This window comes from Enterococcus sp. DIV1096b (assembly GCF_050498765.1).
Taxonomy (GTDB): Bacteria; Bacillota; Bacilli; order Lactobacillales; family Enterococcaceae; genus Enterococcus_D; species Enterococcus_D entomosocium.
Window position 1 is genome coordinate 1,485,898 of the sequence record NZ_JBMHEK010000001.1, and the last position, 19,772, is coordinate 1,505,669.

Here is a 19,772-nt window from a genome sequence, read left to right on the forward strand (position 1 = left end):
TGTTTTTATTTTTCTTGTTTTTCTTGCTCAGAGATTTCCCCTTGGACTTCTTCTAGCATGGCTTTTAGTTCAAGCTCTTTTTGCCTTAGCACGACCAAATCTTCTTGAATCTCATCCTTTTTCTCTTCCTCAGGTGGTCGAATAACAAAATTGATTGACAGGGCAACTAAGGTACCGATAAAGGTATCAAGCACACGGTCCAATGCAAAGATGATCGATTCCCCTTGTGGAACACTGGAAGTGATCAACAGCATCGTCGCAATGGCAGAGATGATGCCAGAATTGTTATTGATGCCATCTGAAAAAACGATGACAAAGATGACCAGTGCGGGCAGGACAAACAATTCGATCAGAAAATCATTTTGAAAATATTGCTTCGTCAAAAAATAAAAAATGGCTGTACCGCCGCCGATCGTATTTCCTAATACCCGTGATTTCCCAAAAGAGATTGTTGTTGTCAGGTCTTGTCGCAATGAAAAGACAGCAGACAAGGCAGCAATCAAAGGCTGGCCGCGATCAAGGAAATGAAAGAGCAGAATACAAAGCATGACAGCGATGGCTGTTTTTATCGTTCGCATACCTAAGCGAAAACGCCCCAGTTTCATGGTAGAATGCCCCCTTTACTTAATCATACCCAATGCTGTTGAGAAATTCTAGTCTTATTCCTCACAATTTAGTATACTTTTCAAAGGAGGTGACAAAAATGAAAATTGGATTGAGAACAGTGAAGACAGCAGTTGCTTCCGGTTTGTCCATGTTTCTTGCTCAGCAGATCGGTCTATTGTATGCACCAGCCGCAGGGATCATCGCAATTTTGAGTGTTGGGAATACAAAGAAAACCTCGCTCTTTACAGGAATCGGTCGCTTGGTTTCCTTGGCGATCGCGACGCTCCTAGCTTTTGTCAGCTTTCATCTTTTAGGCTTTGGTCCGCTGGGCTTTGTTCTTTTTCTCTTCCTATTTATTCCGACGGCAGTCTATTTCAAATTAATCGATGGGATCGTGGTCAATTCGGTCTTGGTGACCCATTATATGATGGAACGTTCTTTTGCTTGGCCATTGATTGGAAATGCTTTTTTGTTGATGAGTATTGGCATCGGCTTTGCACTTTTATTTAACTTGTATATGCCAGACGGCGAACGGGCATTGAAAGAAAAACAGCAGTTGGTGGAAGAAACGTTTAAAAGTCTTTTAAAAGACATGTCGATCGCGTTAACAGAAAAAGAAAAGGCGACGCTCCCTCATGTTTGCCAAGCATTGTTAGGAGAAATCAAGCAAGGCAAACAGCAAGCGATGGTTCATAGTGAAAACCAGTGGCGAGGAGAAGCCTCTTATTATGAAGAGTATTTCACCATGCGGCAAAGTCAAGCGCGCTTACTCTTGGAAATGGTTGATCTATTACAATTGTTTTGGGTAGAAGAAGCCTATACAAATGCGTTTCAAGAGCTGCTATCCTTTACCGCCCAGTCCTTTCATGAAAATAACGATGGAAAAGAGATCTTGGCAAAAATTGCAGCTTTATACGAAGATTATCGACAAAAACCATTGCCGCAAACAAGAGCAGAATTTGAAAATCGGGCCCAGCTGTTTCAGTTTCTGCAAACCTTTAAAAGTTTTATTGAAACCAAAGCCGACTTTTCTGAACAGATTCAGACGATGGAGCGCTAAAAAAAAGACTCCTGCAAAGGAGTCTTTTCGCTTTTACTGTTGTTCCCAAAAAGCTTGCATTTGATCAAGAACGTCAATGACATCGGTGGTCAAATGGATCGATCCTTCGAGCTCGCCATCGATGGCTTTGATCATATTGGCAATTTCATAATTAAGGGCTTGACTGCTGTCGCCAGCTTCAATCACTTCATTTGTTCCATCTCGGAAATGGATCACGGCTTTGTCCGCACGAGGGTATTCATCTACGGTAATGTATCCTTCTTCGAAAGCGACGATACCGGTTTTAGGCATTTTCGCTTGAAAAGTCAGCGTGACACTAGCCATTTCATCAGCTGGATTTTGGAGGATCGTTACAGATTGTTCGTCTACACCAGTAGAGAAGGGCTTCATGCTGCTAAACGCCACTTCTGGCGTATCCGTCATGAAAAAGCGAGCAAATGAAACGGCATATGTGCCAATATCCAGTAACGCACCGCCACCTAAATCTGGGTTGAAGAAACGATTGGTGGGATCAGGATCTTTATAGCTGCCAAATGGTGCTTGGATCATTTTTAATTTTCCTAAGCGTCCAGCATCGATCTCTTCTTTCAAACGTGCATAAACCGGCATATTGAAGATCGTCATAGCTTCTTCTAAGATCAGATTTTTTTCTTTGGCTAAGGTCAATTCTTCAGCTAATTCATCGGCACTGGTCGTAATGGCTTTTTCACAGAGGACATGTTTTCCGGCCATTAGAGCTTTCATAATAAATTCGTGATGAAGATCATTAGGTACTGCAATGTACACAATATCAATTTGCGGATCTTCCAGCATAGCATCTGTGCTTTCATAAGCATGGGGGATAGCGTATTTTTCGGCAAAGGCCTGGACTTTTGGCAAACTGCGGGCGCTGACTCCATACAGTTCACTTGCTTCATTGGAAAAACCAGCGGCAAATTGTGTCGCGATGTCTCCAAGTCCAATCATTCCCCAACGGTATTTTTTCATCATTGATCATCTCCTTCATATTTAGTATAACAAAAGAAATGAATTCTTTAAAATAATCAAAAACAATCGCAAAAAGTTTCCATTACGGCTGACTTTCAGTAAAATATAGAAGAGGAGGGATAACATATGCATAATGTATCAATAGCCATTATTTTAAATACGATTATCGAGCAATATACATCAGAAAAACAGTTTTATGAGACACATTTAGGAATCACTGAGGAGCAATGGGAAGCTTGGAAAAGCGGCACAATGAGTTTATCGCCTGCTGAAAATCAGAAAGTGAAACTGCTGTTTTCGGATTATGAATGGATGCTGATCCAAAAAATCATTCGCCAGACCGTCATTTATCCAGAAAAACGCAATCAAGCGGTCGTCGAGTTCAAAAAAATGAAAACCCAAATCGCCAGAACGTGGCTAGGTAGCGATTTAGCAAAAGTCGAATTGTTAACAGAATCTGAAGAAACAGCCCAATACCTTGATTTGAGAGTCAGTATTACGTATGATGAGTGGGGTTATGATGATATATTAAACTTCCGATTGCCCGCTGTTGTTCAGCAGCAGATCCGCAATGAAAAAATCGAGTTGTTAGAGTGGGTTAAAGAAAATCTGGAAGAAACTTATAATTAAAGGTAGGGTATTTTTTGAAAAAGTATTATGGAATGGCTGCGGCAGCAGGATTCTTGTTTCTGGTTCTTTTAACCATTCAAGTGAACCGAGTGACCGCAGTCACCCCAACAAAGAGTGCAAGTATCGCTCGTTCAACAGATCAAGCATCAACGGGTGAAACAACAGAAACAAATGAAAAAGAGCCAAATGGGAACACGCAAGAGTCACAAGAACAAGCAAGTGCTAGTGATGAAGTGAACGAAGAGGATTTTCCAACTGTTTCATTGGATGATTGGTCATTGGTTTTGGTAGGCCCAAACAATAAAATCAAAAGCGAAATTGCCCAAAAAGATTTAGGAAAATTGTCGAATGGCTATCTCGTCGATCAACGCATCGTTTCAACTTATGAAAAGCTGGCAGATGCCGCAAAAGCTGCAGGACATCCTTTGGTGATGGTCTCTGCCTACCGTTCAGTAGCGTATCAAGAGGAGATATTCAATGCCAATGTCAACACCCTGATGAGTCAAGGTCATACAAAAGAAGAAGCAATTCGGATCACGAAACTGACCTTTACTGAGCCTGGCTATAGCGAACACCATACTGGGCTTGCTGTTGATGTTGTGGATCTGGATTGGTATCAAAATCATACAGGAGAGCTGCTCAATGAGGGGTTCGGTGATACTGAGGGTGGAAAATGGCTACAAGCTCATGCAAGGGAGTATGGGTTTATCATCCGTTACCCGAAAGGAAAACATGCTATTACGCAAATCGATTATGAGCCTTGGCATCTACGATATGTAGGAGTCGAAGCGGCAACCTACATTGAGGAGCAGGAGTTGACCTTTGAAGAGTTTCTAGAAGAAGCAAAAGAACACATCGCTCGAAAAGAAGCAGAACTGTCCTCTCACGAATGGGAAGATCCTTTGTCAGAGGACTGGATCTATGAGGGTTCTCTTGCTAAAAGTCAAGAAAGCAGTGAGCTTACACAAGATGAGGTGTTGCTGAGTGGAGGCGACTTGTTCGCTAAGAACGTGTTTAGTCAGACAAAGGAAGTGAAAAAATGAGCGCAAGACGAAAAAAACAGAAGACTCGTTTCCCATTAGTCTTTCTAGGGTTATTCTTAATTGGGATTGCTTTTATTTTTTCCTTAAATAGTTTGGCGGATCCTCTTCCGAAAGAGGAAGAAACAAATACTGAAGCGATCTCTCATGAAGAATTTATCGATCGCATTGCTCCTTACGCGCAAGAACTGCAAAAAGGCTATGGGATTTTACCAAGTATCATTATAGGTCAGGCGATTCTTGAATCAGATTGGGGCCAGAGTTCTCTAGCCAGCAAATACAATAATTTATTTGGCATCAAGTCATTTGGTCATTCAAAAAAGGTGACATTAGATACCCAAGAGTTTTATAATGGAGAATGGGTCACGATTCAAGGAGATTTTCGTGTCTATGATACTTGGGAAGAATCAATGGATGATCATACGATGTTGTTTGTAAATGGTGTTGATTGGAATCCTGCGCTTTATGTAGATGTCTTGACAGCAAACGACTACCGCAGTGCCGCACAAGCCTTACAAGATGCAGGATATGCAACGGATCCAGATTATGCCAGCAAAATCATTCAAGTCATTGAAACCTACCAATTGAATCGATTTGATCAATAAGAAAAGAGAGTTGGCTGCTTATGGAAGAAAAATATATGCCAAAAATCACCACTGATTTACGCAAAGATATCGTCAAAGTGCCTAAAGTTATTCGAGAGGCTAGCGGCATTCAAATATTTGGGAAACAAATCCGCTCCATTATTTTTACTACGGATATTGCGATCATCCGTAATACAAATGCTGACGCTGTGATAGCGGTCTATCCTTTTACACCGCACCCAGCAATTACGAAAGCAATTATCGAAGCAGCGGATATTCCAGTGTTTTCTGGTGTCGGCGGCGGCTTGACCCAAGGATTCCGCTCTTCTTATATGAGCATGTTTGCTGAAGCTCAGGGATCGATCGGGGTCGTCTTAAACGGACCCACGCCATTGAAAACTGTGGAGCAAGTCTGTAAAGTCGTGGATATTCCCGTTATCAGTACCGTAACGAGTAAGTATACTGAAATTGATGCCAAACTTGAAGCTGGTGTGAAGGTCATCAATATCAGTGCCGGCAAGGACACAGCGGATACCGTGGCTTTCTTCCGTAAAAAATATCCGAAGCTGCCGATCATTGCAACGGGTGGTCCAACTGAGGAGAGCATCTTAGAAACGATTGAAGCAGGTGCGAATGCGATCACTTACACGCCGCCTTCCAACGGGGAGCTTTTCAGTAAAAAGATGGAGCACTATCGTGATATGGAGAAACCAGAGTAGCAAATGATCCACAAATGAGAATATTTTTATTTATAAAGGGCATTCCATGCTTGTGTTTTTAATCAAAGACAGGCATAATCGAATCTATCATTTAAAAATTACTTGTATATCGTCGAAATATGGTCGACAGTCTCTACCCGATACCGTAAATATCGGACTATAAGTAAAAATCGTGCCTGTTAGACACTTTTTTTGCTTTGGCAAAAAGAGTGTCTTTTTTTTCAGGATGGAATAGAAAGGAACGAGGAGAGCTAGGATGGATAAATTAGTTGAGCGTATCAAAACACACGGGAACGTCTTGGGTGAAGGGGTTCTCAAAGTGGACCAGTTTTTGACCCACCAAGTGGATTATGAGTTGATGAGAGAAATCGGTACAGTTTTTGCAGAACGATTTCAAGAAAGTGGGATCACCAAAGTAGTGACCATCGAAGCTTCAGGGATCGCACCAGCACTTTATACTGCAGAAAAGTTGCAGGTACCAATGATCTTTGCTCGAAAAGCAAAGAGTCTGACGATGGATGAAGAGTTGTTGACCGCATCGGTCTATTCCTTTACTAAGCAAGTGACCAGCCAAGTATCGATTTCTAAGAAATTCTTATCTTCAGATGATACGGTATTAATAATTGATGATTTCTTAGCAAACGGACAAGCTGCAAAAGGATTGATCGAATTGTGTCAGCAAGCAGGAGCAAAAGTCGTTGGCATTGGGATCGTCATTGAAAAATCATTCCAAACTGGTCGACAATTGCTTGAAGAAATGGGAATCCCCGTTGTTTCCTTAGCACGAATCGCCTCATTGTCGGAAGGTCAAGTTAGCTTTTTAGAAGGAGATGCCTAATGAAAGAGACGAATAGCCGTTCAGCAGTTTTAGGCTTGCAGCATTTGCTAGCGATGTATGCAGGAGCTGTTGCCGTCCCTTTGTTGATTGGAACAGGCCTCGGCTTTAATGAAGCGCAGATGACGTATTTGATCTCGATCGATATTTTCATGTGCGGAATCGCTACGCTTTTGCAATTAGTCGTCACCCGCTTTTTTGGGATCGGCCTACCAGTCGTTTTAGGTTGTGCCATCCAAGCTGTCTCCCCATTGATTTTGATTGGCACCAAATCAGGAATCAGTGCGATTTACGGAGCGATCATTGCTGCTGGGATTTTCATTGTCTTGATCGCCGGCATTTTTTCGAAAATCAAAGTTTTGTTCCCTCCATTGGTGACAGGAACGGTGATTACCGTCATCGGCTTGACCTTGATTCCAGTCGCCATCACCAAAATCGGTGGAGGGGATGCCGCAGCTGCTAACTTTGGTGATCCAACGAATTTATTGTTAGGCTTTGTGACGATTGCGCTGATCATTGGCGTGCAAGTGTTTGGCAAAGGCTTTATTCGCTCGATTGCCGTACTGATCGGTTTGATCGGTGGGACTATTTTAGCAGCATTATTAGGCTTGGTTGATCTTTCTGCCATCACTCATGCACCTGTGTTTCATTTGCCTCAGCCTTTTTATTTCGGTTTACCAACCTTTGATCTGTGGTCGATCGTCTTGATGATCATTATTTCCATCGTTAGTTTGGTAGAATCCACAGGCGTTTATTTTGCACTGGGAGACATTACTGAAAAACCGATTACAGGCAATGACTTAAAGCGCGGCTATCGTGCGGAGGGCTTGGCGGTGATCCTTGGTGGGATCTTCAATACGTTTCCTTATACTGGATTTTCACAAAACGTAGGTTTGGTTCAACTTTCAGGCATTAAGACGCGCCGTCCGATTTTCTTTTCAGCAATCTTTTTGATCGTATTAGGGTTGTTTCCAAAAGTCGGTGCCATCGCACAGATCATTCCAGAGGCAGTGCTTGGCGGCGGCATGTTAGTGATGTTTGGCATGGTGGCTGTTCAAGGGATGAGAATGCTGAGCAAAGTTGATTTTATGAATGACAAGAACTTGTTAGTGATTGCAGTATCAATCGGTTTTGGTTTAGGGTTCAATATGATGCCCACTTTATTCAGTCAAATGCCTGAAACCGTTCAAATGTTTACAGGCAATGGGATCGTCATGAGTAGTTTGACTGCCATTGTTTTGAATCTGTTCTTTAATGGACTGCCGAAAGAAACAGACGAAGTGACGGAATTGCGCTTGCAACAGTAAGTTTATTTGATCCAGACGAGGATTCGTCTGGATTTTTTGTATTGTTCCTTTATTTGTCTTATTATCGGATATCTGACGTGTTGAATACATATCTTTGAGATAAAAGCGAACAATGAAAAGTAAAATTTGTTAATAGTTCGAAAATATTTTGACATTGCTCGGGCAACTCGTTACTATTTAGAGGTGAAAGTGAATGTTAGCAGAGCCATGTGCCTTTGGGATATCTCAGACGTAGCTTCAAAAGGTTGCTAACAAAATGATTTTCGTAAGAAAAATACTTCTGAGGTTTATTCAGAAGAGAATCGTAAAAATTCAGTGGAGGGAAAATTGAATGAAACCAGCAGTTGCAGTGATTATGGGAAGTCAATCAGATTGGGAAACAATGAAGGAGTGCTGCTTGATTTTAGATGAGTTAGCGATACCTTATCAGAAAAAAGTCGTTTCGGCACATCGTACACCAGATTTGATGTTCGAATTTGCAGAAACAGCCCGAGAAAAAGGGATTAAAGTCATTGTTGCAGGAGCGGGTGGCGCTGCCCATTTGCCGGGAATGGTGGCAGCTAAAACAACATTGCCGGTCATTGGTGTTCCCGTCCAATCACGCGCATTAAACGGTTTGGATTCCCTTTTATCGATCGTGCAAATGCCGGGTGGTGTACCAGTAGCAACAACGGCGATCGGAAAAGCTGGCGCAACTAACGCAGGACTACTTGCAGCCCAGATGCTTTCCATGTATGATTTAGAGATAGCGGAGAAATTAGACGCACGAAGAAATACATTAAAAGAAATCGTATTGGAAAGTAGTGATCAACTTGATTAAACCTTTAATGCCCAACGCAACGATCGGAATCGTTGGCGGAGGACAGCTAGGTCGTATGATGGCAATGAGTGCCAAAGAAATGGGCTTTCGGGTTGGCGTTTTAGACCCTACTGCCAATTGTCCAACAGCCCAAGTCGCTGATTGGCATATTGTTGCTGCCTATGATGATGTGTTTGCTTTAGAAGAAATGGCTCGACGTGCCGATGTAATCACCTATGAATTTGAAAATGTCAGTGTTGAAGCATTGAACTCTATTTTGCCTTACTCACATATCCCTCAAGGCACCGATCTGTTAGCAATCACTCAAGATCGTTTGTTAGAGAAGTCATTTTTAGAGGCAAACAATATCGTGATTGCACCTTATGCCACGATCATCAGCCCGACAGACATCCAAGATGCCATCGATAGCATTGGTTACCCTTGTGTATTAAAAACCACCAGAGGCGGCTATGACGGAAAAGGACAGCACGTGCTTTACAGTACGGCTGATTTGGCGCCTTCCATGAATTTACTTCGCGAAGGAACTTGCGAATTAGAAGCATGGATTCCTTTTGAAAAAGAATTATCGATTTTAGTTGCCGGTAATGGAGAAACCTTTACCACTTTCCCAGTGGTAGAAAACATCCACCGTAACAATATTTTGCATCAAACGATCGCTCCTGCGCACATTGATCCAGAAGTTGCCGAAGAAGCCAAACGGATCGCTCACATTATTGCAAAAGCTTTGGATCTGCAAGGCGTTTTAGCCATCGAAATGTTCCTGACCAAAAGCGGCGGCTTGTATGTCAATGAATTGGCGCCACGTCCGCATAATTCGGGTCACTATTCGATCGAAGCTTGCTCCATGAGTCAGTTTGACGCTCATATCCGCGGCATCTGTGGCTGGCCGTTGCCGGAAGTTTCTTTGCTTTCACCAGCAGTCATGGTCAATGTCTTAGGAGATGAATTGACAGAAACCTATGATCTGATTGCCACAAAACCTGCTTGGCAATTTCATTACTATGGCAAAGAAGAAGCAAAAACCGGTCGCAAAATGGGACATATCACTATTTTGACGGAAGACATTGCAGAAACCACTGAAGAAATCTATCAAACCAATATTTGGGATTAAAGGAGATAAAAACATGTTAGAGCGTTATACAAGACCAGAAATGGGTGCTATTTGGACCGATCAAAATCGCTACCAAGCGTGGCTAGAAGTCGAGATTTTAGCTGACGAAGCTTGGGCGGAATTAGGAGAGATACCGAAAGAGGATGTTGCATTGATTCGTGAAAAAGCATCCTTTGATATCGACCGTATCTTAGAGATCGAAGCGCAAACGCGACATGATGTGGTTGCTTTTACCCGAGCAGTCTCTGAATCTTTGGGTGATGAAAGTAAATGGGTCCACTACGGCTTGACGTCGACGGATGTTGTTGATACGGCGTATGGTTACTTGATGAAACAGGCCAACGATTTGATTCGGGAAGATTTGAACCGTTTCGTGACGATCATTGGTGAAAAAGCCAAAGAATACAAGCATACCGTGATGATGGGACGTACCCATGGTGTTCATGCGGAACCAACGACCTTTGGCTTGAAATTAGCCTTGTGGTATTCAGAAATGAAACGCAATGTTGAACGTTTTGAGCGGGCAGCAAAAGGGGTCGAAGCTGGAAAGATCAGTGGTGCTGTTGGAACCTTTGCAAATATCCCTCCATTTGTCGAAGAGTATGTCTGTGAAAAACTAGGGATTCGTGCGCAAGATATTTCCACGCAAGTATTGCCTCGTGACCTACATGCAGAATATTTTTCAGCAATGGCATTGATCGCAACCAGCATTGAGAAATTCGCCACCGAGATCCGTGGACTACAAAAATCAGAAACGCGGGAAGTTGAAGAATTCTTCGCCAAAGGACAAAAAGGTTCTTCTGCCATGCCCCATAAGCGTAACCCAATCGGTTCTGAAAATATGGCCGGACTTGCAAGAGTCGTTCGCGGTCATATGGTGACGGCTTATGAAAATGTCTCCCTTTGGCATGAACGGGATATCTCACATTCATCGGCAGAACGGATCATTATTCCGGATACGACGATTTTGATCGATTACATGCTGAATCGCTTTGGCAATATCGTCAAAAATCTGACCGTTTTCCCAGAGAATATGAAGCGCAATATGAATGCGACCTTTGGATTGATCTACAGCCAACGGGTGATGTTGAAATTGATCGATCACGGAATGACCAGAGAGCAAGCCTATGACTTGGTTCAGCCGAAAACAGCGCAAGCTTGGGATGAACAAACGGATTTCCGCCCATTGTTAGAAGCTGATCCAGCAATCACGGATGTTTTGACCAAAGCTGATTTGGACGATGCCTTTGATTACAACCATCATTTAAAACAAGTTGACACGATCTTTGAACGTGTCGGTTTAGCCGAATAAAAAAAGCTGCAACCTTGAGACCTCCGTCTTAAGGTTGCGGCTTTTTTAATAATTTTCAGCTAAGTAGGTCAATAGATCAGGTGCTAAACCAGTTGCTGATTGGTTTTCCTGGCGATCTTCTAACATGGAAACCATCAGAAATCCTTGATCTTGCGAATCGAAGGTGAATAAGAAGCTGTTTTCTTGGCCTTTTTCATCTTGCTTTTCTTTGATTTCAGCAGTTCCTGTTTTGGCAGCTAGCGGAATGTTCAGCGCTGCCAAAGAGTGTGCCGTTCCGTTGGCATCTGAGACAACAGCTGTCAAATCTTGATTGATTTGCTCAATCGTCTCTGGTTTAAAGACTTCTTTGTCTTTTTGCTCTGCCTCTTTCACTAAACGGGGATAGACCAGCTTCCCTTGATTGGCAAAGACCGAGTAAGCAGCAGCTTGTTGAATGGGATTCAGTAACAGTTCTCCCTGCCCATAGCCGGTATCTGCCAGTAAAATCTCTGAGTTGAAGGACTCTTCATTGGAAATTTGAGCAGGATTCATCGCAATCGGTAAATCCAACGTCTCACCAAAAATCAATTTCGACAAACCGTTACGAAAAGCATCTTCACCCATAGCTAAGGTTTGTTGTGCCATATAGATGTTATCAGAGTAAACCAGTGCATCTTTTAGATTGACAGAAGCTACATCGCTGACTCTGGTGACAAAGTAGTCTCCCCACGAGCTGTCTTTTTGCCACTTCAATCCATCGATCGCAATACTTTGGGTAGGGTCGATCGTACCGTTTTCTAAGCCAATCGCTGCCGTGATGGTCTTAAAGGTCGAACCTGGCGCATAGGCCGTAGCAAAGCGGCTGATGAAAGGCAAGGCTTCATTTTGTTCATACGCATCATAGTCTTCTTGTGAGATTCCTTGGGTCATTTTATTGGGATCATAACTTGGTGAGCTGGCTAATACTAGCAGATCACCGGTTTTTGGTTCTGTGACGACCGTGGAGCCCGCCTGATTTTGTAAGGCGTCAAAAGCTGTCTTTTGGGCTTGTGCGTCAATGGTCAGTTGGATATCTTTACCATCTGCCCGTTCTTTTTCTAAAAGAACCGATTTTTCAGCACCGTCTTCATCAGTGATGGCGATTTTTCCGCCATTTTCGCCCCGCAACTCTTTGTCAAAGGCAGCTTCCAGACCACTACGACCAATTTGTCCGTTACTTGCTAGTGTTTCATCTTTTTCGATATCTTCTGCAGTCACGTTCCCTAGATAACCAATCAACTGGGCAGCGGCTTCTCCAAGAGGATAAGTCCGTCCCGTCGTTTCTTTTAAACTTGTTCCAGTTGGCATTTCATCGGTTGGTTCGATAATCTTTAAGGGAACGAACAACTCATCTTGGACCCACGATTGAGCCAATGCTTGATCGATCGCATCTTCTGTTAGGTCAAAACGCTCCGCGATTGCTTTGATATTGGCGGTTTTTTCGTCTCCCGTACCCAGCTGCCCAGGAATGACGCCTAGTTGATAGAGCGTGCCATTTTCTGCTAGCGGTTCATTATTTCGGTCGAGGATTTCTCCACGTGTGGCATTATCTACAGAGATACTGATTTTGTCTTGTCCTTCCATTCCCGGAAAAATCAATTGAGGCGACCAATCGATCTTGGCTTGGTCATCAGTCAGAGTAATCGTGCCACTATAAGACAGCTCTGTTAATTCACCTAACGAGGTGGTTAAGGAACCGTTGTATTGGAAATTGAATTGATCGGAATCCTTATCATCGGGCGTTACCTCAATTCCTGAAGCTTTAAATGATTCGGCACCGATACCAGTGAAAATCGCTTCGTATTTTGCTGAGACTTCGTCTGCGGTAAAGCCGTTTGATTCCAAACTTTCTTCGGTCAGTAAAGCAGATAGATCGCTGTACTTCTGATCAGATATAGCATCGATAAAGGAATTGAGGACTTTTTTTGCTGCTGCTTCTTCTTGTCGATTTTGATAGACTGTATAGCCATAATAACCGCCACCAAGTACTAATAAGGCGGCAGGGAGTGCCAGCCAGACGAAACGCTTAGGTTTTTTCGCTGGTTTTTCTTTGCGAGAGCGCCGGTTTTCTGACATATTATTGTTCCTCCTTTAGTGCCGACAAACGGGCGTGATAAAGCGGCAACAGCGTTTGATAAACTGCTAAAATATCCGCCATTTCAACGTCTTCGATCATTTCTTTTGGAAAGATCTTGCCAATTTGAAGTTCACTTTTTTTGACTTTCTGTAATCGTTCTAAGTAGGTTGGCCATTTAGCGATTGGAGAGTGGTCATACTTGGTATGATCAGGAGATAGCGTAAAGTCTGCTGGCAATTGATCAAATAATTCTTTTTGAGCCAGCCAAGATTCCGCGATCGTTGCTTGATTTTTCGGTTGATCGATCACACTGAGCCAAACAAAGACATACTCTTGATTGATCCCAATTTGAAAGTGGGCATCCATTTTATAACCACGCTTGTTAGGGCCGATCCCCGCCCACGTTTCGGCAGGAGGGTAGACGGTTCTACGCCGATGCTGTGCGATATGCAAATAAAAAGGGTCTTGACAGCTTTCTTCAAATAATGGGATCGCTGCCTCGCCGATGGTTTGGAAAACCGGCTGGATCTCTGAACGGATTTTTTCCATTCTTTCTTCTAATGTTTCTAAAGCAAAAGCATCAAATGACTGTTTTGTAAATAGCATAATCGTGTCCTTTCTTTTGTCTGAAAACAGTATAACAAAAAAAGCCCGTAAAATTTCGGGCTTTTGTTTTTTTTATCTTATTTTTATTTAGTGATCACCCGTCAGTGCGTAGCGTGACTTAAGTTAAAGGTAGGGGCTTGACTTTGTTCCTTCAAAAGATGCAAAAGATCGTCTAAAAAAGAAAAGTCCATTTCTTCTAAATTAAAATAAATACGGAAAGAATACGTATGTTTAAATAAGCTTTGACGATGTATCTGGTGAATGATCAATTCGTCATTGCGGCCATTTTGAAATTGTAGAACTCTTTTTTGTTCTTCTGCATAGTGAGGACGTGCCCCTTTTTTGAAGGGACTGAATACATAGAAACTCGTTTGTTGGTTAATGGAAAGGATTTGCTGCACGGCCAATAATTCGTTATGGAGATGTTGTTTTTCTTTGTCTGTTAGATGAGCTAAAAAAAGTTCAGCACGATTCTTTAGCGACCACATATAGTACTCCTCCTTGAATGTAGCTACAATACGACCTAAATATAGCATGAAAATAGAATGTTGTAAACGCTTTATAAAACCCTTCGCCAGTCAAACGGGAGAGGTAAACTTACTTGACGGGATAAAAGGCGAACATTCGTGTTTATTAATGTGTAAATGTACAGATAATCGTTGACCCGCTTTTTCAGCGTTGTTAGAATAATAAACAAATAAAGATGTGTGTCATCGCTATGTGAAAAATAATACTTAACTGAGGTGGAATATGGAATCAGAAGTGCTTCTTTATGAAGGAAAAGCCAAGAAATTGTTTAAAACCAACGAAGAAGATGTGTTGAGAGTCCTTTATCTGGACCAAGCAACTGCGCTGAACGGTTTAAAGAAAGATGCAGTCGCAGGGAAGGGTGCCCTAAACAATCAGATCACTGCGCATCTTTTTCAGCGTTTAGCTGATAAAAATGTCCCAAGTCACTTTCTTCAATTAGTGTCTAAACACGAACAATTAATTCGAGCTGTCACCATGATTCCTTTAGAAGTCGTTGTTCGCAATACGGCTGCTGGTAGTTTTTCAAAGCGCTTGGGCATCGAAGAAGGAACCAAACTGCCAAAGCCGATCGTGGAGTTTTACTACAAAGAGGATCGCTTAGATGATCCGTTTATCAATGACGATCATGTGTTCTATCTGGGTCTTGCTACAAAAGAGGAACTGGACCAGATCAAAAAACTGGCGCTACAAGTCAACGCTGCGTTACTGGAAATCTTTGCAAGTATCCAGATTCAACTGATCGATTTTAAAATCGAGATCGGCAAAACCAAGAAGGGCGAGTTGCTCCTGGCTGATGAGATCTCACCAGATACTTGCCGCTTATGGGATATGGGTACAAATGAACATCTTGATAAAGATGTCTATCGTCGTGATTTAGGGGACATCGTTCCTGTTTATGAAGAAGTTTTAAATCGTTTAGAAAAGGAGAATTCAACATGTATTTAGTCAAAGTTTACGTCACTTATAAGGAATCTGTTTTGGACCCTCAAGGAGAAGCCGTCAAAGGAGCTGTTCATCGCTTAGGATATCAAGATGTCAGTGATATTCGCATCGGGAAATACTTTGAAATCAAAGTGACACCTTCCAACAATCAAACACAAGCAGCAGTAGCAGAGGAGATTGAAGCGATCTGTGACAAACTTTTAGCAAACGTCAATATGGAAACCTACCGTTATGAAATAGTTCAAATGGAGGAAGCAGCCCTATGAAATTTGCAGTGATCGTCTTTCCTGGATCAAATTGTGATGTTGATTTGATGTGGGCAATCAAAGATATCATGGGGGCAGAAGCAGAATATGTGCGCCATGATGCAGAAAGCTTAGCCGGTTTTGACGGTGTTTTGCTTCCAGGAGGATTTTCTTATGGTGATTACTTAAGATGCGGAGCGATTGCCCGTTTTTCTACGATCATGTCAGAGGTCATTCGTTTGGCAAATGAAGGCAAACCTGTCTTTGGTACCTGCAATGGGTTTCAAATTTTAACGGAAGCGGGCTTGTTACCAGGGGTTTTACAAAGAAATGAATCATTGCATTTTATTTGCAAGCCGGTCCGTCTGCAAGTGAATAATCGAACAGCTTTTACTTCTGAATATGAAACGGATCAAGTCATTACGCTTCCTGTCGCTCATGGTGAGGGCAATTATTATTGTGATGAAACGACTTATCAGGAATTGGTTGCCAACAATCAAATCGTTTTCCGTTATGAAGATAACGTCAACGGCAGTCTACACAATATCGCTGGTATCTGCAACAAAGCAGGCAATGTCCTAGGCATGATGCCTCATCCAGAACGAGCGATGGAAAGTTTATTAGGCTCAGAAGATGGCAAGAAGTTTTTTGCTTCATTATTGAAAAATTTTGGGAAGGTGCCGGTAAATGGATAAAATGATCGTAAAAGAACCTACACCACAAGAAATCAAAGATACGAAATTATACGAGCAATGGGGATTGACCCAAGAAGAATATCGGATGATCTCAGAAGATATTTTGGGACGTTTACCAAACTATACCGAAACTGGACTCTTTTCAGTGATGTGGAGTGAACATTGTTCTTACAAAAATTCCAAACCTGTTTTGCGGAAATTCCCGACAGATGGGCCGCAAGTACTGCAAGGTCCGGGAGAAGGTGCGGGCATCGTGGATATCGGCGATGATCTAGCTGTCGTATTTAAAGCGGAAAGCCATAATCATCCTTCTGCGGTGGAACCTTATGAAGGAGCAGCAACTGGTGTTGGTGGGATCATCCGCGACATCTTTAGTATGGGAGCAAGACCGATTGCTGTTTTAGACTCCTTACGATTTGGTGAGTTAGATAATCCAAGAACGAAATATCTTTTGGAAGAAGTCGTTGCTGGGATCAGTGGCTATGGCAACTGTATCGGGATTCCGACCGTCGGTGGTGAAGTGGCATTTGATCCTTGTTATGAAGGCAATCCGTTAGTCAATGCCATGTGTGTAGGGATCATTGCCCACAAGGATATTCAAAAAGGGCAGGCCAAAGGTGTTGGGAACACCATCATGTATGTCGGCGCAAAAACAGGACGCGACGGGATACATGGGGCGACTTTTGCATCGGAAGAATTTGTCGAAGGAGAAGAACAACAACGTTCCGCCGTACAAGTCGGTGATCCTTTTATGGAAAAACTTTTGTTGGAAGCTTGTTTGGAATTGATCGTGGATCATTCGGACATTTTAGTCGGAATTCAAGATATGGGTGCTGCTGGATTGGTTTCTTCTAGTGCCGAGATGGCATCAAAATCCGGATCAGGTTTGCGCTTAACATTAGATGATGTTCCACAACGAGAAACCAATATGACGCCTTATGAAATGATGTTGTCAGAATCCCAAGAGCGGATGCTGATCTGTGTCAAAAAAGGGCATGAAGCTGAAGTGGAAGCTCTCTTTAAGAAATACGATCTAGAAGCAGTCGTGATCGGTGAAGTGACGGATGATGGCAACTATCGTTTGTTCCATCATGGACAGGAAGTCGCTAATTTACCAGTGGATGCTTTAGCTGAAGATGCACCGACTTACTACAAAGAGATGGCAGAACCAGCACGGATCAAAGTGTTTAAGGAAACACCGGACTTTGTTCCAGTGATTCATTCAGCAACGTCTGTATTTGCGGATCTGCTGCAGCAGCCGACGATCGCTTCGAAACGCTCGATTTTTGAAACCTACGATTCGCAAGTTCGTACCAATACCGTGGTAGGACCCGGCAGTGATGCGGCCGTTTTACGAATCAAGGGAACCAATAAAGCCTTGGCGATGACGACTGACTGTAATGCTCGTTACCTTTACTTAGATCCTGAAGTCGGCGGACAGATCGCAGTTGCAGAAGCTGCTCGAAATATCGTCGCTTCCGGTGGGCGTCCATTGGCGATCACTGACTGCCTTAACTTCGGCTCGCCAGATAAACCAGAAGGATTCTGGGAGTTATCTACGGCTGCTGACGGGATCTCAGAAGCTTGTCGTGTACTAGAGACACCAGTAATCTCTGGGAACGTCTCCTTATACAACGAAACGGACGGACAATCGGTCTATCCAACGCCTGTAATTGGGATGGTCGGATTGATCGAAGAGCTGGCGCATATCACGACGCAGCATTTCCAAGCAGCAGGGGATGTGATCTATGTCCTAGGGGAAACCCATGCTGATTTCAATGGGTCTGAATTGCAAAAACTGCAGACAGGAAAGATCGCTGGGCGTTTAATGTCCTTTGATCTTGAAACAGAAAAAACGAACCAACATTTGGTTACCGCAGCGATCCAAGCAGGTCTTGTTCAAAGTGCCCACGACTGTGCCGAAGGTGGTTTAGCGATCGCTTTAGCCGAATCCGCTTTTGACAAGGGCTTTGGTCTAAATGTGACCGTGTCATTGCCAGCAGCACAATTGTTTTCAGAAACCCAATCCCGTTTTGTGCTTTCAGTCGCACCTGATAAGCAAGCAGCTTTTGAAGCACTGGTAGGTGCTGCTGCAATAGCGATCGGGGAAGTGACTGCTGATGGCCAGATTCGCATGCAAGCACAAGATGATACGATCGAGATGCCCCTTACTGAGGCGAAATTGAAATGGGAGGAAGCCATTCCATGTTTAATGAAGTAAAGAGCCTCAACGAGGAATGTGGGGTTTTTGGTGTTTGGGGTCATCCAGATGCCGCTCGTGTCACCTACTTCGGACTACACAGTTTGCAACATCGCGGCCAAGAAGGTGCTGGGATCGTCACGAATGATGCGGGAAAACTCAATGGTCACCGTGATTTAGGTTTGCTAGCGGAAGTGTTTTCGGATGAACGTGTCCTCCAGCGTCTGACAGGAGATGCTGCCATTGGTCACGTTCGTTACGCAACTGCTGGTAATGGTAGCGTTGATAATATTCAACCATTTTTATTCAAATTTTTTGATCAGCAGATTGGCTTAGCTCATAACGGCAACTTGACGAATGCGAAAAGTCTACGGAAATCATTAGAAGAGGCTGGTGCGATTTTCCACTCGAATTCCGATACAGAGATTCTCATGCACTTGATCCGTCGCAGCGAAGAACCGCTTTTTATGGATCGGGTCAAGGAGGCATTAAATCAAGTTAAAGGTGGATTTGCGTACCTTTTACTGACGGAAAATGCCATGATCGCAGCACTAGACCCCAATGGCTTTCGGCCATTGTCAATCGGGAAAATGGTCAATGGTGCTTATGTGGTGGCTTCAGAAACCTGTGCGTTGGAAGTCATCGGTGCGGAATTTATTCGTGATGTCCGACCGGGCGAAGTCGTGATCATTGATGATGCAGGCATTCAAATCGAGCAGTATACCCAAGAAGTACAACCGGCGATTTGTTCGATGGAGTTTATTTATTTTGCCCGTCCTGATTCCAACATCGCTGGCGTCAATGTTCATCGTGCCCGTAAAAATATGGGCCGTCGCTTGGCAAAAGAGGCGCCGATCGAAGCGGATATGGTCATTGGTGTACCGAATTCATCCTTATCTGCTGCCAGCGGGTACGCAGAAGCTTCAGGTATTCCTTATGAATTGGGCTTAGTAAAAAATCAATACATTGCACGAACGTTTATTCAACCGACACAGGAGTTAAGAGAGCAAGGCGTGCGAATGAAGCTCTCAGCTGTTCGTGGCGTAGTCGAAGGCAAACGAGTGATTCTAGTCGACGATTCGATCGTCCGAGGAACCACCAGCCGCCGTATCGTGCAACTGCTAAAAGAGGCAGGTGCCAAAGAAGTTCATGTGCGTATCGGTTCGCCGCCTTTGCGCTATCCATGTTTTTACGGGATCGACATTCAAACGAGAAAAGAATTGATCGCAGCCAAATATACGGAAGCTGAGATTTGTGAAAAAATCGAAGCAGATTCTTTGGCCTTTTTAAGTGAAGACGGGTTGATCGAAGCGATCGGTTTAGATTTCGACGCACCTTACTCAGGATTGTGTATGGCCTATTTCAATGGCGATTATCCAACCCCTTTGTATGATTATGAAGAAAACTATCTCGCGTCTTTAGCTGAATAAGCTGAATAAATAGTAGG

20 protein-coding genes and 1 riboswitch are annotated in these 19,772 nt (G+C 43.2%); of the genes, 15 read left to right on the forward strand and 5 right to left on the reverse strand.

The genetic code is table 11. The features are described 5' to 3' along the window. Positions 1-5: 5 nt before the first annotated feature. Entirely contained in the window at positions 6-605 is a 600-nt protein-coding gene (locus IGJ17_RS07095; protein WP_005231932.1) for an FUSC family protein, read from the reverse strand. 98 nt (positions 606-703) lie between these two features. Between IGJ17_RS07095 and IGJ17_RS07100 the strand changes: the two genes are divergently transcribed. Further along, entirely contained in the window at positions 704-1,666 is a 963-nt protein-coding gene (locus tag IGJ17_RS07100) for an aromatic acid exporter family protein (protein ID WP_429961187.1), read from the forward strand. A gap of 33 nt (positions 1,667-1,699) precedes the next feature. On the opposite strand, the gene IGJ17_RS07105 is transcribed toward IGJ17_RS07100, so the two are convergent. Further along, positions 1,700-2,656, reverse strand: a complete 957-nt coding sequence (locus tag IGJ17_RS07105) for a Gfo/Idh/MocA family protein (protein ID WP_429961188.1) — start codon at positions 2,654-2,656, stop codon at positions 1,700-1,702. Between the two features lie 123 nt (positions 2,657-2,779). Between IGJ17_RS07105 and IGJ17_RS07110 the strand changes: the two genes are divergently transcribed. The 9 genes from IGJ17_RS07110 to purB all read left to right on the forward strand — a co-directional run bounded on the left by IGJ17_RS07110 (position 2,780) and on the right by purB (position 11,011). Continuing rightward, on the forward strand, positions 2,780-3,283 hold the full coding sequence (locus tag IGJ17_RS07110) for a hypothetical protein (protein ID WP_086317279.1): 504 nt from the start codon (positions 2,780-2,782) through the stop codon (positions 3,281-3,283). Positions 3,284-3,315: 32 nt separating this feature from the next. Next, complete coding sequence (locus tag IGJ17_RS07115; protein ID WP_194188144.1) at positions 3,316-4,326, forward strand: M15 family metallopeptidase; 1,011 nt, start codon at positions 3,316-3,318, stop codon at positions 4,324-4,326. Continuing rightward, positions 4,323-4,928, forward strand: a complete 606-nt coding sequence (locus tag IGJ17_RS07120) for a glycoside hydrolase family 73 protein (protein ID WP_005236425.1) — start codon at positions 4,323-4,325, stop codon at positions 4,926-4,928. The genes IGJ17_RS07115 and IGJ17_RS07120 overlap by 4 nt, the downstream gene beginning before the upstream one ends. A gap of 20 nt (positions 4,929-4,948) precedes the next feature. Beyond that, the gene (locus IGJ17_RS07125; RefSeq protein ID WP_008381475.1) at positions 4,949-5,626 is read left to right on the forward strand and encodes a hydrolase; all 678 of its coding nucleotides are present in this window, start codon (positions 4,949-4,951) and stop codon (positions 5,624-5,626) included. An 82-nt stretch (positions 5,627-5,708) separates the two neighbouring features. Then, a riboswitch (purine riboswitch) is annotated at positions 5,709-5,806 on the forward strand. Between the two features lie 76 nt (positions 5,807-5,882). Beyond that, on the forward strand, positions 5,883-6,464 hold the full coding sequence (locus IGJ17_RS07130; protein WP_016613323.1) for a xanthine phosphoribosyltransferase: 582 nt from the start codon (positions 5,883-5,885) through the stop codon (positions 6,462-6,464). Beyond that, complete coding sequence (locus IGJ17_RS07135; protein WP_016613324.1) at positions 6,464-7,768, forward strand: nucleobase:cation symporter-2 family protein; 1,305 nt, start codon at positions 6,464-6,466, stop codon at positions 7,766-7,768. The genes IGJ17_RS07130 and IGJ17_RS07135 overlap by 1 nt, the downstream gene beginning before the upstream one ends. Positions 7,769-8,099: 331 nt before the next feature. Then, the gene (gene purE, locus IGJ17_RS07140) at positions 8,100-8,588 is read left to right on the forward strand and encodes a 5-(carboxyamino)imidazole ribonucleotide mutase (protein WP_005236418.1); all 489 of its coding nucleotides are present in this window, start codon (positions 8,100-8,102) and stop codon (positions 8,586-8,588) included. Continuing rightward, positions 8,581-9,699 (forward strand): 5-(carboxyamino)imidazole ribonucleotide synthase, encoded by a 1,119-nt coding sequence (gene purK / locus IGJ17_RS07145; RefSeq protein WP_172634721.1) that lies wholly within the window; start codon positions 8,581-8,583, stop codon positions 9,697-9,699. Before purE ends, purK begins: the two co-directional genes overlap by 8 nt. 13 nt (positions 9,700-9,712) lie before the next feature. Next, a complete protein-coding gene (gene purB, locus IGJ17_RS07150) occupies positions 9,713-11,011 on the forward strand; it encodes an adenylosuccinate lyase (RefSeq protein WP_008381467.1) in 1,299 nt (432 codons plus the stop codon). Positions 11,012-11,056: 45 nt separating this feature from the next. Here purB and IGJ17_RS07155 read toward each other — a convergent pair whose 3' ends face one another. The 3 genes from IGJ17_RS07155 to IGJ17_RS07165 all read right to left on the reverse strand — a co-directional run bounded on the left by IGJ17_RS07155 (position 11,057) and on the right by IGJ17_RS07165 (position 14,248). Further along, positions 11,057-13,105, reverse strand: a complete 2,049-nt coding sequence (locus IGJ17_RS07155) for a penicillin-binding transpeptidase domain-containing protein (protein WP_086372826.1) — start codon at positions 13,103-13,105, stop codon at positions 11,057-11,059. Position 13,106: 1 nt separating this feature from the next. Beyond that, on the reverse strand, positions 13,107-13,712 hold the full coding sequence (locus IGJ17_RS07160; protein ID WP_008381464.1) for a DUF1054 domain-containing protein: 606 nt from the start codon (positions 13,710-13,712) through the stop codon (positions 13,107-13,109). Between the two features lie 101 nt (positions 13,713-13,813). Continuing rightward, complete coding sequence (locus tag IGJ17_RS07165) at positions 13,814-14,248, reverse strand: hypothetical protein (protein ID WP_086372827.1); 435 nt, start codon at positions 14,246-14,248, stop codon at positions 13,814-13,816. 214 nt (positions 14,249-14,462) lie between these two features. On the opposite strand from IGJ17_RS07165, the gene purC reads away from it, so the two are divergent. From purC to purF, 5 genes are read left to right on the forward strand one after another with little or no spacing between them, the layout of a single operon-like run. Next, on the forward strand, positions 14,463-15,188 hold the full coding sequence (purC, locus tag IGJ17_RS07170) for a phosphoribosylaminoimidazolesuccinocarboxamide synthase (protein WP_086372828.1): 726 nt from the start codon (positions 14,463-14,465) through the stop codon (positions 15,186-15,188). Beyond that, positions 15,179-15,451 carry a phosphoribosylformylglycinamidine synthase subunit PurS gene (gene purS, locus IGJ17_RS07175; RefSeq protein WP_005230018.1) on the forward strand — a complete coding sequence of 91 codons (273 nt, stop codon included), beginning with the start codon at positions 15,179-15,181 and terminating at the stop codon, positions 15,449-15,451. The genes purC and purS overlap by 10 nt, the downstream gene beginning before the upstream one ends. Continuing rightward, the gene (gene purQ / locus IGJ17_RS07180) at positions 15,448-16,125 is read left to right on the forward strand and encodes a phosphoribosylformylglycinamidine synthase subunit PurQ (RefSeq protein WP_016613328.1); all 678 of its coding nucleotides are present in this window, start codon (positions 15,448-15,450) and stop codon (positions 16,123-16,125) included. The genes purS and purQ overlap by 4 nt, the downstream gene beginning before the upstream one ends. Continuing rightward, the gene (purL, locus tag IGJ17_RS07185; protein ID WP_301388387.1) at positions 16,118-18,346 is read left to right on the forward strand and encodes a phosphoribosylformylglycinamidine synthase subunit PurL; all 2,229 of its coding nucleotides are present in this window, start codon (positions 16,118-16,120) and stop codon (positions 18,344-18,346) included. The genes purQ and purL overlap by 8 nt, the downstream gene beginning before the upstream one ends. Continuing rightward, on the forward strand, positions 18,331-19,755 hold the full coding sequence (purF, locus tag IGJ17_RS07190; RefSeq protein WP_016613330.1) for an amidophosphoribosyltransferase: 1,425 nt from the start codon (positions 18,331-18,333) through the stop codon (positions 19,753-19,755). The genes purL and purF overlap by 16 nt, the downstream gene beginning before the upstream one ends. Positions 19,756-19,772: the final 17 nt, after the last annotated feature.

Coding starts and splice junctions, on each gene's coding strand:
- IGJ17_RS07160 (WP_008381464.1), bottom strand. CDS start 13,712: ATGCTATTTACAAAACAGTCATTTGATGCTTTTGCTTTAGAAACATTA.
- IGJ17_RS07100 (WP_429961187.1), top strand. CDS start 704: ATGAAAATTGGATTGAGAACAGTGAAGACAGCAGTTGCTTCCGGTTTG.
- purC (WP_086372828.1), top strand. CDS start 14,463: ATGGAATCAGAAGTGCTTCTTTATGAAGGAAAAGCCAAGAAATTGTTT.
- IGJ17_RS07155 (WP_086372826.1), bottom strand. CDS start 13,105: ATGTCAGAAAACCGGCGCTCTCGCAAAGAAAAACCAGCGAAAAAACCT.
- IGJ17_RS07125 (WP_008381475.1), top strand. CDS start 4,949: ATGGAAGAAAAATATATGCCAAAAATCACCACTGATTTACGCAAAGAT.
- purE (WP_005236418.1), top strand. CDS start 8,100: ATGAAACCAGCAGTTGCAGTGATTATGGGAAGTCAATCAGATTGGGAA.
- IGJ17_RS07120 (WP_005236425.1), top strand. CDS start 4,323: ATGAGCGCAAGACGAAAAAAACAGAAGACTCGTTTCCCATTAGTCTTT.
- IGJ17_RS07135 (WP_016613324.1), top strand. CDS start 6,464: ATGAAAGAGACGAATAGCCGTTCAGCAGTTTTAGGCTTGCAGCATTTG.
- IGJ17_RS07130 (WP_016613323.1), top strand. CDS start 5,883: ATGGATAAATTAGTTGAGCGTATCAAAACACACGGGAACGTCTTGGGT.
- purQ (WP_016613328.1), top strand. CDS start 15,448: ATGAAATTTGCAGTGATCGTCTTTCCTGGATCAAATTGTGATGTTGAT.
- IGJ17_RS07105 (WP_429961188.1), bottom strand. CDS start 2,656: ATGATGAAAAAATACCGTTGGGGAATGATTGGACTTGGAGACATCGCG.
- purL (WP_301388387.1), top strand. CDS start 16,118: ATGGATAAAATGATCGTAAAAGAACCTACACCACAAGAAATCAAAGAT.
- purF (WP_016613330.1), top strand. CDS start 18,331: ATGTTTAATGAAGTAAAGAGCCTCAACGAGGAATGTGGGGTTTTTGGT.
- IGJ17_RS07110 (WP_086317279.1), top strand. CDS start 2,780: ATGCATAATGTATCAATAGCCATTATTTTAAATACGATTATCGAGCAA.
- IGJ17_RS07095 (WP_005231932.1), bottom strand. CDS start 605: ATGAAACTGGGGCGTTTTCGCTTAGGTATGCGAACGATAAAAACAGCC.
- purB (WP_008381467.1), top strand. CDS start 9,713: ATGTTAGAGCGTTATACAAGACCAGAAATGGGTGCTATTTGGACCGAT.
- IGJ17_RS07165 (WP_086372827.1), bottom strand. CDS start 14,248: ATGCTATATTTAGGTCGTATTGTAGCTACATTCAAGGAGGAGTACTAT.
- purS (WP_005230018.1), top strand. CDS start 15,179: ATGTATTTAGTCAAAGTTTACGTCACTTATAAGGAATCTGTTTTGGAC.
- IGJ17_RS07115 (WP_194188144.1), top strand. CDS start 3,316: ATGGCTGCGGCAGCAGGATTCTTGTTTCTGGTTCTTTTAACCATTCAA.